This is a genomic window from Prauserella aidingensis, assembly GCF_024171865.1.
Taxonomy (GTDB): Bacteria; Actinomycetota; Actinomycetes; order Mycobacteriales; family Pseudonocardiaceae; genus Prauserella; species Prauserella aidingensis.
The window spans coordinates 35,472-48,444 of sequence record NZ_JAMTCN010000011.1; the positions used below are offsets into that span (position 1 = coordinate 35,472).

The following is a 12,973-nucleotide window of genomic DNA, read 5'->3' on the forward strand; positions in this document are numbered from 1 at the left end:
GCGTTACCGCCCGCGGTAGCGGTCCAGGCCCCAGGCGTGGTCGACGGTGTCGTGGGTGAGGACGTCCTCGGGTCTGCCCTCGGCGACGACGCGTCCGCCGGAGAGCAGCACGCAGTGGTCGGCGCGGTCGGCGTCGGCGAGGTCGTGGGTCACGTGCACGGCGGCGGCGCCGTCGTCGGCGGCACGGCGTAGTGCGGCCGCGATCGCGTCCTGGGCGGCGACGTCGAGGCCCGCGGTCGGCTCGTCCAGCAGCAGGACGGCCGAGTGCTGCACGAGTCCCTGTGCGACGAGCGCCCGTTGCCGCTGTCCGCCCGAGAGGGTGCTCAGCCGCCTGCGGGCGAGGTCGGCGATGCCGAGGCGGTCGAGCGCGCCCTCGACCAGCCGGTGATCCTCCCGCCGCAGTCTGCGCCACGGTCCGCGGTGGGCCCACCGGCCCATGCGCACGACCTCCCGCACCGTGATCGGGAGCTGGTCGGGGACACCCGATTGCTGGACGACCAGGGCCGGCCTGCCGTCCGGCGGCAGTGTCACCGTGCCCGACGTGGTCCGGACCACTCCCGCGATCACTCCGACCATGGTCGACTTCCCGGCCCCGTTCGGCCCGACGATCGCCGTGACGGCGGCGCGTGGAATCCGTGCGCTCACACCCCGCAGGACGTCCGTGCCGTCGTAGCCGGCGGAGACGTCGTCGAGCGTCACGGCCGCCTTGTCGGAAGACGTCGCATCGGAAGACGTCGTCGCGGGGCTGATTCCGGGTGGCGAGGCGGTACTCCCGTCCGTGGTGTCGCCCGTCTCCCGCTCGGCGTGCGTCCTCGCCTGTGTCATGGCTCTCCTCGGTCGCTCGGCAACCCTGATTGAAATGAAATTCGTTTTCAGTTTAGGCTACCGCGTGTGGAGTGGTTGATCGCGCCGTTCGAGGTCTCGTTCGTTCAGCGGGCGCTGTGGGGAGGCGTGCTCGTCTCGGCGATCTGCGCCCTCGCGGGCACGTGGGTGGTCGTGCGCGGCATGGCGTTCCTCGGTGAGGCGATGGCGCACGGCATGCTGCCGGGAGTCGCCGTCGCGTCCCTGGCGGGCGGGAATCTGATGCTCGGCGGCGCACTCAGTGCCGCGGCGATGGCCTGCGGCGTCACGATGCTCGGCCGGTCCCGGAGATTCGCTCAGGACACCGCGATCGGACTGCTGTTCGTCGCCATGCTCGCGACCGGCGTGATCATCGTGTCGTACTCGGGATCGTTCGCCGTGGATCTCACGAGCATCCTGTTCGGCGACGTCCTCGCCGTGCGGTCCCGCGACCTGCTGCAACTCGTCGCCGCGCTCGCGCTCGCCGCCGTGGTGTGCGCGGGCGGGCACCGGGCGTTCGTCGCACTGAGCGTCGACCGGAGGACGGCGACGGCGCTCGGCCTGCGGCCGCGGGTGGCGCACGGGGCGCTGCTGTTGTTGCTGACCCTGGCCATCGTGTCGTCGTTGCACGTCGTCGGCACGTTGCTGGTGGTCGGGCTGCTCGTCGCGCCGCCCGCGGCCGCGATGTTCTGGGCCGACCGGATTCCGCTGGTCATGCTCGGCGCCGCGCTCCACGGCACCGCGGCGACGGCCGTCGGACTGCTCGTCTCCTGGCACGCCGGCACCGCCGCGGGCGCGACGATCGCGCTCGTCGCCGTCGCGCTGTTCGGCCTCTCCGCGCTGCTCTCCCGGCTGCGCCCGCGCCACCGCGCGCCGCGCAGCACAGCCCCCGAACCGGTTCCGGAAAGGACACTGTGACCGACAACGACACCGTGAGGGACAAGGACGCTGTCACGGAGAAGGACACCGTGACATCACGTGTGAGAACGACGATGTTCCGCCCGCCTGCCGCGGCGGCGTTCGCCACAGTCCTCTGTGGAGTAATGCTGGCGGCGTGCGGCGGTGAGACGGGCCGCACGGCAGCGACCGCCACCAGCACGCCCCACGGCTACGTCGACGGCGCCGAGGAGGCCGCCGAACCCCAGTCGCGGCTCGTGGTCGCCGACGGCGACGGCCGGGGAGTGCGCGTGCTCGACCTGCTCAGCGGCGAGGCGACCGAGTTGGCGGGCGACGGTGCGGTCACCGGTGCCGTCACCGACGGCAGGTTCGCGTTCCTCTCCGGCGGGAACCGCACCCGCGTGATCGACAGCGGGGTGTGGACCGTCGAACACGGCTACCACAACCACTACTACCGCACCGAGCCCGGCGCGGCCGGCACCGTAGCCGGCACGGTCACGGGCGCATGGTCCGACACCGCGCTCACCGCGCTCGCCCGCGACGACGGCACGACGGTGCTGCTCGACCGCGAGGCACTCGAATCCGGCGAGGTCGAGGAGCGGGACACCGTCGACGGCGTCGCCGTGCCCTACGACCGGCACGTCGTCGTGGCGACCGGTGAGGGCGTCGCGGTGCGGGAACGCGACGGCGGCGAGGTCGCCGACCTCGACGTCACCTGCGAGGACCCGGGCGACGCTGCGGTGACCACCCGCGGCGTCGTGTTCGGCTGCGGCGGTGGCGCGGTGCTCGTCGACTCCGACGACGGCGAGTTCACCGGCGAGGCGGTGCCGCAGCCGGACGGCGGCGCCGGCGCGGGCCCGTTCCGGCAGCGTCCCGGGGCCGAGACGCTCGGTGCGGTCGCGGGCCGTGACGGCGCCTGGCTGTTCGACGCCGCCGAGCCCGCGTGGACGCACGCCGGGACCGGCCCCGCCGCGGCGGCGGCCGCCACGGGCCCGGACGGTCCGCTGCTGGTGCTGACCGAGGACGGTGTCCTCCACGCCCACGCCCACGCCCACGCCCACGCCCACGACGCGGAGACCGGGGAGGAGACCGCGGCGACGAGGCTCCTGGACGGTGACGTGCCCGACGGGGTCACCATCGCGGTCGACACCGACCGCGCCTACGTCAACGACCCCGCGGCGGCGACCGTGCACGAGGTCGACTACCGCGACGACCTGCGGGTCGCCAGGACGTTCGACACCGACGTCACGCCCTCGCTGCTCGTGGAGACCGGCCGATGAGGGCACGGATGTGGGACGAGGGCGTGACGAGGCCGCGGCGCGGAGGCCGGTTCGCGGCCGTGGCGACGGCGCTGCTGTCGGTGTGCGCGCTGGTGCTGACCGGTTGTTCCTCCGCGGGTGCAGGCAGCGGCGGAATCGTGGTGACGACCAACATCCTCGGCGACGTCACCCGCGAGATCGCAGGCGACGAGGCGGAGGTGACGGTGCTCATGAAGCCCGGTGCCGATCCGCATTCGTTCGCGATCTCGGCGAGGGAGTCGGCGGTCGTGGAACAGGCGGGCCTGCTCGTCCACAACGGGCTCGGCCTGGAGGAGGGCGTCCAGCGCAACGTGGACGCCGCGGTCGAGTCGGGGGTGCCGGACCTCGCCGTGGCCGAACGGGTCGATCCGATCCGCTTCTCCGGTGGCGACTCCGACGGCGAGGCCGATCCGCACTTCTGGACCGATCCCCGTCGCATGCGCACCGCCGTCGAACACATCACCGACCGCATCGTGTCCGACGTGGACGGTGTCGACGAGCGGGCGGTGCGCGCCAACGCGGAGGCGTACCTGGCGAAGCTCGGCGAGCTCGACGAGTGGATGACGCGACGGTTCGACCGTATCCCCGACGACCACCGCACGCTGGTGACCAACCACCACGTGTTCGGCTACCTCGCCCAGCGGTACGGGTTCACCGTGCTCGGAGCGGTGATCCCCAGCGGTACGACGTTGGCCTCACCCAGTGCGTCGGACCTCGAAGACCTGGCGGGCACCGTCCGCGAGGCCGGGGTTCCGGCGATCTTCGCGGACTCGACGCAGCCGGACCGGCTGGCGAACGTGCTGGCCGACCGGGCGGGCGTCGACGTGCAGGTGCGCTCGCTGTTCACCGAGTCGCTCACCGGCCGCGACGGGGGCGCACCGACGTATCTGGCCATGATGCGCGCCAACACCGACGCGATCGTCGACGGCCTCACCGGCGCATGACCTCACCCGCGGCGGGCCAGGACACGCCGCGGACCCGAACCCGGTTCCCCAGGAGAAGGAGAAGAGATGAGCAGTACGGCTCGGATCAGGAGAGCCGCCGCGCTGTCGGCGGCGGCCGCGATGCTCGCGGTGAGTGCCTGCGCCGCGGACGAACAGGAGAGCGGAAGCGGAGGCGGCGGCGGTGAACAGGGTGGCGGTGCCGACATCGCCGAACCCGTCGTCACCACCTACGACGGCGGCGTCTACATCCTGGACGGCACCACGCTCGAGGTGCAGGCCGACATCCCGCTGGAGGGGTTCAACCGGCTCAACCCCGCGGGTGACGACCGGCACGTCATGGTGTCCACCTCGGAGGGCTTCCGGGTCCTCGACGCGGTCGGCGGACAGCTGACCGACGTGACGTTCGGCGGTGCCGAGCCGGGCCACGTCGTCCGGCACGCGGGCCGCACGGTGCTGTTCACCGACGGCACCGGGCAGGTGCGCAGCTTCGACCCGCACGACCTCGGCGACGGCACGCCCGAGACGACCGAGTACACGACCGAGGAGCCGCACCACGGGGTGGCCGTCGAGCTCGAGAACGGCGGGATGCTCGTGACGCTCGGCGACGAGGAGGAACGCAATGGCATCGCGATCCTCGACGAGAACCGGGAGGAGGTCACGCGCAACGAGAACTGCCCCGGGGTGCACGGCGAGTCGGCCGCGCAGGGCGAGGCCATCGCGGTGGGCTGCGAGGACGGCGTGCTGATCTACCGCGACGGGAAGATCACGAAGGTCGACAGCCCGACCGAGTACGGCCGGATCGGCAACCAGGCGGGTTCGCCCGAGTCGCCGATCGTCCTCGGCGACTACAAGCAAGACGCCGGCGCCGAACTGGAACGGCCGACGCAGATCGCGCTCGTCGACACCGAGAGCGCGGAGCTGCGGCGGGTGGACCTGCCCGCCAGCTACACGTTCCGTTCGCTCGCGCGGGGCCCGGAGGGCGAGGCCCTGGTGCTCGGCACCGACGGCAGGATCCACGTCGTCGATCCCGAGAGTGGTGAGCTGACCGAGTCCATCCCGGTGCTCGACGAGGAGTGGTCCGAGCCGATCGAGTGGCAGCAGCCGCGGCCTGCCCTGTTCGTGCGCGGGGGCACCGCGTACGTGTCGGACCCGGAGAAGCAGCAGCTCCACGCCGTCGACCTGGAATCGGGGGAGACGACCGCGACCGCCGATCTCGAGGCCGCGCCGAACGAGCTGAGCGGGGTCGTGCACGCGCACTGACGTCGCGCCCGCGCAGGCACCGGAGCATCCGACGCGCGCGGTCGGCGTCCCGTCGTCATACCAAGGTCGTGGAGGCCAGGGGCGTCGACCGCGCGTGTCACCCGTCGGTGGATGATGGAAGGGCGGCGCAGACGCCGCGAACGTCACATCACGAGACATGTCATCACCCAAGGGGGTCCATCGCCGATGGCGGAGCAGGCAGTGGAGTCGGAGCAGCAGGCCGAGACGCACGAGTTCCAGGCCGAGGCGCGGCAGCTGCTGCGACTGATGGTGCATTCGATCTATTCGGACAAGGACGTGTTCCTGCGGGAGCTGCTGTCCAACGCGTCGGACGCGCTGGACAAGGTGCGGCTCGAGTCGATGGTCGACAAGGATCTGGAGGTCGACACCGACGACCTGCACATCCAGCTGGAACGCGACCCGGCCGCGCGGACGCTGACCGTGCGCGACAACGGCATCGGGATGTCGCGCGACGAGGTCGTCGGCCTCATCGGCACGATCGCCCGGTCCGGCACGGCCGAGTTGCTGGAGAAACTCAAGTCCGCGCAGGAGGCGCAGGGCAGCGACCTCATCGGGCAGTTCGGTGTCGGCTTCTACTCGGCGTTCATGGTCGCCGACAAGGTCACGGTCGTGACCCGCAAGGCGGGTGAGAGCGTCGGCACCCGGTGGGAGTCCGAGGGCGAGGCGACCTACACGATCGCCGACGTGCCCGACGCCCCGCAGGGCACCGCCGTGACCCTGCACCTCAAGCCCGTCGACACCGACGACGGCATGCACGACTACACCGACACCGGCGTGCTGCGGCGGATCGTCACCCGCTACTCGGACTTCCTCGCCTGGCCGATCCGCATGGAGGTCGAGCGGGTCCGGAAGAGCGAGGACGGCGAGTCCGAGGAGACCGTCGTCGAGCCGGAGACGCTGAACTCGATGAAGGCGCTGTGGGCCCGGCCGCGCAGCGAGGTCACCGACGCCGAGTACAACGAGTTCTACAAGCACATCAGCCACGACTGGGCGGACCCGCTCGAGACGATGCGGCTGCACGCCGAGGGCACGTTCGAGTACCAGGCGCTGCTGTTCCTGCCCTCGCGTGCGCCGATGGACCTGTTCACCCGCGAGGCGAAGCGCGGCGTGCAGCTCTACGTCAAGCGCGTGTTCATCATGGACGACTGCGAAGAGCTGATGCCCGAGTATTTGCGCTTCGTCAAGGGCGTCGTCGACGCGCAGGACCTGTCGCTCAACGTCTCGCGGGAGATCCTGCAGCAGGACCGGCAGATCCGTGCCATGCGGCGCAGGCTCGCCAAGAAGGTGCTGTCCACCGTGGCCGGTCTGGTCAAGTCCGAGGAGTCCGAGGACAGGGACAAGTACCGCACGTTCTGGAGTCAGTTCGGCACGTGCGTGAAGGAAGGGCTGGTCACCGACCCGGACAGCAGGCAGGACATCCTCGAGATCGCCTCGTTCGACTCGACCCGCTCGGCCGACGAGCAGACCACCCTGGCCGAGTACATCGAGCGGATGCCCGAGGGTCAGGAGCACATCTACTACCTGACCGGCAAGTCCCGCGAGATGGTGGAGAAGTCGCCGCACATGGAGGCCTTCACCAGCAAGGGCATCGAGGTGCTGATCCTCACCGACCAGGTCGACGAGATGTGGGTCGACTCGGGTGCCGAGTTCCAGGGCAAGACGTTCCGGTCGATCGCCAAGGGCGAGGTCGACCTCGACGGCAACGACGAGGCCGACGACTCGGCCGACGAGGCCAAGAAGGAGGAGTTCGCCGGGCTGCTCGAGTGGCTCCGGGAGACCCTGTCGGACGAGGTGAAGGACGTGCGGCTGTCGTCGCGGCTGACGACCTCGCCCGCCTGCATCGTCGGCGACGAGGGCGACCTGAGCCCGGAACTGGTCCGCATCTACCGCCAGTTGGGTCAGCCGCTGCCGGACGTCAAGCGCATCCTGGAGATCAACCCGGAGCACGCGCTCGTGACCGGGCTGCGCGAGTCGCACGCGAAGAACGCCGAGGACCCGTCGCTGCCGGAGGTGGCGCAGCTGCTGTACGGCACGACGCTGCTGGCCGAGGGTGAGGAGCTGCCGGATCCGCACAAGTTCGCGCAGCTGCTGTCGGGCAGGCTCGCCGCCGGACTCGGCTGAGCGCAGCCGAACACCGCACGTGAGGGGCGGGCCGGGGATCAGGTGGGTGTCCCGGCCCGCCCCTTGCCGTTCGGTAGGTCCGTTCGACCGAGGGCGTCGGCACCGGGCGCGGTGACGGTGTCGTGGACCGGCCGCCGGTGGCGCTGTCGGCCGCCGGTGCTCTCGGCGAACCGGAGCACCGGCGCGGGCCCGGGAACCGGGTTCAGGTGCGACGCGCGACCCGCACGATGCGGGACACGCTCGGCTGCGGCGGGCTGAAGTCGTCACCGCCGATGCGGGTGATCTCGGTGACCGTGAACTCGGGCGGAAGCCGGCCGAAGTCGGAGTCCTGGCCGGTGGCGAGCACGGCCGTGCGGAACGAGAGTTGCGGCAGAAGGTCGATCAGCGATTCGGTGACGGCGTCGGGCAGGCTGCCGATCAGCACGTCGTAACGCAGCTCGTGCACGAGCTGCAGCGCATCGCCCTGCCGGACGTGTGCGTGTGGTACTGCCCGCCGGAGTGCCTCGAGCAGCCGCGGATCGAGTTCCACGACGGTCAGGCCGGCGCAGGGCGGCATCGCGCGCGCCACCGTGCCTGCTCCTGCTCCCACCTCGAGCACCGTATCGCTCGGGCGGATGCCGGCCGCGTCGACGAGCATGGTGAGCTTGTCGGGCGATACCAGGAAGTGCTGCTCGAGAGCCGGGTCGGCCAAGGCGTGCAGTTCATCCCTGTTCGCCGGACCTCTCATGTCTCCGCATTGTCCGCCGCGGTGCCGAGCTCCGCGATGCGGACCGGCCCTGTCACGCGACGACCGTCGACGGCACCCGCCGCGAGCGACGATCCGGACGTTCCGGAGGCGTCGGGTAACAGTTCGGTCATTTTATGAGTGAGTCCATTGTGAGGACTGAGGTCTGAGTTGTTTGATGAGACGGAAGTTGTGAGGGTCCCGATGTCCGGAAGGAGGTTGAGCCATGAATAGGTATACGTGGGAGGACGGGACAGCCTGGTGGTTGGAAGCGTTCCGTGAGTCGGATGAGCTCCTCGAGTGGAAGGTCTGCTTGGAGAATGCTTCGCGCCCTGAGCTTGAGAGTATACTTGGAATAGCGATGGAAACGCCGGTTGGCTATGATGCAACGGTTAGCCAGGTGAAGTTGGCGCTGGAGAAATTTTATTCCGGTGCGGTTGACAAATTTGGCTTGGATGGATCGAAATTCTCCTTCTGCGTATCGGCGTACAAGGCGGAATCGACGTAATCATGTTCGTATAGAAGTCCGGCCGCAGTACTATGCTCCAGCGCCCGGATTGAGGACGTCGTGCGGTCGCACTGAACCCCGAGGGCGGTTCAGCACCGTGGTGTTGATGGCGGATGGGACTTCTCGGCCGATCGAGGAGGTCGAGCTCGGTGACCGTGTGCTCGTGACCAACCCCCATACCGGCGACACCGCAGTAGCGTGGCCGAGCCGGGATGGATACTTCTCCTGGGACGATGAAGCTCCCGGCCGGCTAAACGCGCGTCAGCCACTCACCCCGACCGGAGCCTGCGGGTCCTGACATTCGCGCAGCTACGCGCGGTCAGGCCGGCCTACTGGCGTGGCCGACCGCGGCCGCGGGCCCGTCGCAGCCGAAACACCGCACGGCCACGACGGGCGCGGGACGTCCCGGCCCGTCCTCCAACCAGGCGGCCCGCGCGGCACGGCGCTCACTGCGTGAGCAGCGACTCCACCTGACCGGCCGCGAGGGCATGGTCGATCACCATGAACGCCGCACCGGACACGCCGGCCTCGTCGCCGGAGCGCAACGGCACGATGCGCAGGTTTTGCGTCGCCAACGGCAGCGAACGCTGGTAGACCGCTTCTCGCACCCCGGCGATCAAGTGCTCACCCGCCAGCGAGAGCGCCCCGCCGACCGCGAGCACGGACGGGTTGAACAGGCTCACCGCCGTCGCGAGCACCTCCCCGATGTCGCGGCCGGCCTGCCGGATGTACTGCAACGCGGGCACCGAGCCGTTGCGGGCGAGCGTGACGACATCCGCGCTGCTGGTCGCGGGGACACCCGCCTCGGTCAGCTTCGCCGCGATCGCCGCGCCGCTCGCGACGGCCTCCAGACACCCGACATTGCCACAGCGGCAGCGGACATCGGTGTCGTGCGGCACCCGGACGTGGCCCATGTCGCCCGCCGCACCCTGCGACCCCCGGTGCAGCCGGCCGTAGCTGATCAGGCCGCTGCCGATGCCGGTGGCGACCTTCACGAACACCATGTGCTCGTGCTCGGCCCAGTGGGCGCGGTACTCGCCGAGCGCCATGATGTTGACGTCGTTGTCCACCAAGGTCGGCGCGCCGAGCTCGGCGCGCACGAACGCGGGGACGTCGAACCCGTCCCAGCCGGGCATGATCGGCGGATTGGTCGGCTTCCCCGACAGGTGCTCGACCGGCCCGGGCAAGCCGATGCCGACGCCGAGCAGATCGCATTCGCCGCGCCCGGCCTGAGTGAGCAGCGCGCGGCCGCGGTCGCACACTTCCCGGAGCACGACCTCGGGGCCTGCCGCGATGTCGAGCACCTTGTCCTCCTCCACCAGCACGTCGCCCGCGAGGTCGGTGACCGCGAGCTTGGCGTGTGTGGCGCCGACGTCGGCGGCGAGCACCACCCTGGCCGCCGGGTTGAAGGCGACCGTCGTCGGCGGACGGCCGCCGGTGGAGTTGGCCTTGTCGCTGAACTTCAGCAGACCCGAGCTGAGCAGGGTGTCGATGCGCTCGGCGACGGTCGAGCGTGCCAAGCCGGTCTCGGCGGACAGCTCGGCGCGGGTGCGCGGCCGTCCGTCGCGCAGGAACTGGAACAGCGCCGCCGTGCCCGCCGGCGACAGCTCACCCCGCGTCATGTGATCGCCTTCCTTCCCCTCGTCAGCAGAATTCGCTGGTTCGACACTAGAACAGCCGCGACTTCTCGCGCCGTAGATGCGGCCATTTGGATGTAGCGCAGCGAACTTCTGATTGACGCTCAGGCAAAAGTGCGCTTATAGTCCACCGCTATGAGCTCAAGGGAGAGCGAGATCACAGCCGATGCCGGGCAGGAGCCCCTGCTGCAGATGAGCGGCATCGTCAAGCACTTCCCCGGCGTGAAAGCGCTGGACGGCATCGACCTCGAGGTGCGGGCCGGCGACGTCCATTGCCTGCTGGGCCAGAACGGCGCGGGCAAGTCGACGTTGATCAAGGTGCTTGCCGGAGCGCACCAGCCGGACGGCGGCACGATCCGCTGGCACGGCGACGACATCCGCATCGCCAATCCGCAGGACGCGATCGACCACGGGATCGCCACGATCTACCAGGAGCTCGACCTGGTCGACGGGCTGACCGTGGCGGAGAACATCTACCTCGGGCACGAGCGCGCGCGGTGGGGTGTCGTCGCGCGCGCCGAAGCGAACCGCTCAGCCGCGGAGCTGCTGCGCCGCCTCGGTCATCCCGAGGTGGCCCCCGATGTCGAGGTGGGGCGACTGTCGGCCGCGGGAAAACAGATCGTGAGCATGGCCCGTGCGCTGTCGCACGAGGCGGAGCTGATCGTGATGGACGAGCCGTCGGCCGTGCTGGACCAGGAAGAGGTCGCGCGGCTGTTCGGCGTGATCCGCGAACTGGCGGCGCAGGGTGTGGCGATCGTCTACATCTCGCACCGGCTGGAGGAGATCCGCGAGATCGGCGACCGGGTCACCGTCCTCAAGGACGGGCGTACCGCCGCCACCGGCCTCCCGGCGGCCGAGACGCCGACGTCGGAGATCATCCGCCTGATGACCGGCCGGTCGATCGAGTACGTCTTCCCGGAACGGCCGGAGCGGCAACTGGGCGACACCGTGCTCGAGGTGTCGGGGCTGAGCAGGCCGGGGGAGTTCCACGACGTGTCGTTCACCGTGGCCGCCGGGGAGGTCGTCGGCCTCGCAGGACTGGTCGGCTCCGGCCGCTCGGAGATCCTGGAGACGATCTACGGCGCGCGCAAGGCCCAGGCAGGCACGGTGTCCGTCGCAGGACGCCGGTTGCGCCCGGGCCGGGTCGGAGCCGCGGTGGCCGCGGGCGTCGGGCTGTGCCCCGAGGAACGCAAAAGTCAGGCACTCGTGCTGCACGAGTCGGTGGCGCGCAACATCTCGCTCGCCAGCCTGGGCCGGTTCGCCCGCGGTGGTTTCGTCAACCGTCGTGACGAGCGGCGAGCGGCCGACGAGCAGGTTCGCGCTCTCGACGTGCGGCCTGCCGACGCGGAGCGGCACGCGGGCACGCTCTCCGGCGGCAACCAGCAGAAAGTCGTGCTGGCGCGCTGGCTGCTGCGGGAGTGCCGGGTGCTGGCGTTGGACGAACCGACACGCGGCGTCGACGTCGGCGCGCGGTCGGAGATCTACGCGCTGATCAGGGACCTGGCGGCAGGCGGCATCGCGGTCGTTGTCGTCTCCAGCGAGATCGAGGAGGTGATCGGGCTGTCCGACCGCGTCCTGGTGGTCTCCGACGGCGCTCTCCTCCACGACGGTCCCGCCGACGAGATCGACGAGCACCAGGTGCTCGACATGGTGATGGAAGGAGACGCGGCATGACGACCGCATCCGACGAGAGAACCGGCGCCGGCGCGCCCGGTGGAGACACCGACGGGCCGTTGAGCCGGGTCACCGCGATGTTCTCCGGTCCTGCCGGGCGCAACCTCGGTCTGGTGTTTGCGCTGCTGCTGCTGTGCATCGTCGGGGTGATCACCGCGGGCGATCGGTTCGTCAGCTTCGACAACATGATGACGATCCTGCGCCTCGCGTCGGTGATCGGCGTGGTGAGCGTCGGGATGACGTTCGTGATCACCGGCGGCGGTATCGACCTGTCGGTCGGTGCGATCGTGGCGCTGTCGTCGGTGTGGGCGTCGACCCTCGCCACGCAGACGCTCGCGACGGACACCCACTGGATCGTCATGGTCACCACGGCATTGCTGGTCGGCGCGGGCTGCGGCCTCGTCAACGGGGCGCTCATCGCCTACGGCAGATTGGCCGCGTTCATCGTGACGCTGGCGATGATGGCCGGTGCGCGCGGCCTCGCGGAGATCATCGCGCAGAAGCGCACGCAGGTCGTGACGGTCAGCGACTTCATCGACGTCATCGGCGGCAGGGTGTTCGGCATTCCGGTGCTCGTGATCATCTTCGCGGTGGTCGCCGTCGCGGGCTGGATCCTGCTCAACCGCACCACGTTCGGCCGCCGCACCCTCGCCGTCGGCGGCAACCCGGAGGCCGCGAGGCTGGCGGGCATCAACGTCAAGCGCCACACCACGCTGCTGTACGTCATCGTGGGTGTCGCCTGTGGACTCGCCGCGGTGATGCTGCTGGCGCGCACCACCGCGGGGACCTCGACGCACGGCATGCTCTACGAGCTCGACGCCATCGCGGCCGTCGTGATCGGCGGGACGCTGCTCTCGGGCGGTCGCGGCACGATCGTCGGCACCGTCTTCGGCGTGCTGATCTTAACCACGCTCACCAACGTCTTCACGCTCAACAACCTCGACACGTCCACCCAGGCCGTCGCGAAGGGCGTGATCATCGTCGTCGCCGTGCTGCTGCAACAGCGCGTCGCGGCCCGCAACGGCTCCCCACCGTGAACCGCGCGGAAC

The 12,973-nt window shown here is 70.2% G+C and carries 11 protein-coding genes; 7 read left to right on the forward strand and 4 right to left on the reverse strand.

The genetic code is table 11. The annotated features are described in order from the left end of the window. Positions 1 to 3 precede the first annotated feature (3 nt). A complete protein-coding gene (gene aztA, locus LY13_RS13250; RefSeq protein ID WP_253828720.1) occupies positions 4 to 825 on the reverse strand; it encodes a zinc ABC transporter ATP-binding protein AztA in 822 nt (273 codons plus the stop codon). A gap of 66 nt (positions 826 to 891) precedes the next feature. Here aztA and aztB point away from each other — a divergent pair, with 66 nt between their 5' ends. The 5 genes from aztB to htpG all read left to right on the forward strand — a co-directional run bounded on the left by aztB (position 892) and on the right by htpG (position 7,381). Beyond that, the gene (aztB, locus tag LY13_RS13255) at positions 892 to 1,758 is read left to right on the forward strand and encodes a zinc ABC transporter permease AztB (RefSeq protein ID WP_253828721.1); all 867 of its coding nucleotides are present in this window, start codon (positions 892 to 894) and stop codon (positions 1,756 to 1,758) included. Then, positions 1,755 to 3,017, forward strand: a complete 1,263-nt coding sequence (locus LY13_RS13260; protein ID WP_253828722.1) for a hypothetical protein — start codon at positions 1,755 to 1,757, stop codon at positions 3,015 to 3,017. The genes aztB and LY13_RS13260 overlap by 4 nt, the downstream gene beginning before the upstream one ends. An 8-nt stretch (positions 3,018 to 3,025) precedes the next feature. Continuing rightward, positions 3,026 to 3,979 (forward strand): zinc ABC transporter substrate-binding protein AztC, encoded by a 954-nt coding sequence (gene aztC, locus LY13_RS13265; protein WP_372493829.1) that lies wholly within the window; start codon positions 3,026 to 3,028, stop codon positions 3,977 to 3,979. 66 nt (positions 3,980 to 4,045) lie between these two features. Further along, entirely contained in the window at positions 4,046 to 5,239 is a 1,194-nt protein-coding gene (aztD, locus tag LY13_RS13270; RefSeq protein ID WP_253828724.1) for a zinc metallochaperone AztD, read from the forward strand. 186 nt (positions 5,240 to 5,425) lie between these two features. Next, complete coding sequence (gene htpG / locus LY13_RS13275; protein ID WP_253828725.1) at positions 5,426 to 7,381, forward strand: molecular chaperone HtpG; 1,956 nt, start codon at positions 5,426 to 5,428, stop codon at positions 7,379 to 7,381. Positions 7,382 to 7,583: 202 nt separating this feature from the next. On the opposite strand, the gene LY13_RS13280 is transcribed toward htpG, so the two are convergent. The 3 genes from LY13_RS13280 to LY13_RS13285 form a co-directional block, all read right to left on the reverse strand. Beyond that, on the reverse strand, positions 7,584 to 8,108 hold the full coding sequence (locus tag LY13_RS13280) for an rRNA adenine N-6-methyltransferase family protein (RefSeq protein WP_253828726.1): 525 nt from the start codon (positions 8,106 to 8,108) through the stop codon (positions 7,584 to 7,586). Next, positions 8,105 to 8,239: a hypothetical protein gene (locus tag LY13_RS25670; protein WP_301298919.1), complete on the reverse strand. Its 135-nt coding sequence runs from the start codon at positions 8,237 to 8,239 to the stop codon at positions 8,105 to 8,107. Before LY13_RS25670 ends, LY13_RS13280 begins: the two co-directional genes overlap by 4 nt. An 820-nt stretch (positions 8,240 to 9,059) precedes the next feature. Further along, on the reverse strand, positions 9,060 to 10,235 hold the full coding sequence (locus LY13_RS13285) for an ROK family transcriptional regulator (RefSeq protein WP_253828727.1): 1,176 nt from the start codon (positions 10,233 to 10,235) through the stop codon (positions 9,060 to 9,062). A gap of 150 nt (positions 10,236 to 10,385) precedes the next feature. Between LY13_RS13285 and LY13_RS13290 the strand changes: the two genes are divergently transcribed. Beyond that, positions 10,386 to 11,924 (forward strand): sugar ABC transporter ATP-binding protein, encoded by a 1,539-nt coding sequence (locus LY13_RS13290; RefSeq protein WP_253828728.1) that lies wholly within the window; start codon positions 10,386 to 10,388, stop codon positions 11,922 to 11,924. A gap of 77 nt (positions 11,925 to 12,001) precedes the next feature. Then, on the forward strand, positions 12,002 to 12,961 hold the full coding sequence (locus LY13_RS13295; protein WP_253828808.1) for an ABC transporter permease: 960 nt from the start codon (positions 12,002 to 12,004) through the stop codon (positions 12,959 to 12,961). The last annotated feature ends 12 nt before the right edge of the window (positions 12,962 to 12,973 follow it).

Excerpts from the sequence above, each read along its gene's own strand:
- aztA (WP_253828720.1), bottom strand. The coding sequence starts at position 825 with ATGACACAGGCGAGGACGCACGCCGAGCGGGAGACGGGCGACACCACG.
- aztC (WP_372493829.1), top strand. The coding sequence starts at position 3,026 with ATGTGGGACGAGGGCGTGACGAGGCCGCGGCGCGGAGGCCGGTTCGCG.
- aztD (WP_253828724.1), top strand. The coding sequence starts at position 4,046 with ATGAGCAGTACGGCTCGGATCAGGAGAGCCGCCGCGCTGTCGGCGGCG.
- htpG (WP_253828725.1), top strand. The coding sequence starts at position 5,426 with ATGGCGGAGCAGGCAGTGGAGTCGGAGCAGCAGGCCGAGACGCACGAG.
- LY13_RS13280 (WP_253828726.1), bottom strand. The coding sequence starts at position 8,108 with ATGAGAGGTCCGGCGAACAGGGATGAACTGCACGCCTTGGCCGACCCG.
- LY13_RS25670 (WP_301298919.1), bottom strand. The coding sequence starts at position 8,239 with ATGACCGAACTGTTACCCGACGCCTCCGGAACGTCCGGATCGTCGCTC.
- LY13_RS13285 (WP_253828727.1), bottom strand. The coding sequence starts at position 10,235 with ATGACGCGGGGTGAGCTGTCGCCGGCGGGCACGGCGGCGCTGTTCCAG.
- LY13_RS13290 (WP_253828728.1), top strand. The coding sequence starts at position 10,386 with ATGAGCTCAAGGGAGAGCGAGATCACAGCCGATGCCGGGCAGGAGCCC.
- LY13_RS13295 (WP_253828808.1), top strand. The coding sequence starts at position 12,002 with ATGTTCTCCGGTCCTGCCGGGCGCAACCTCGGTCTGGTGTTTGCGCTG.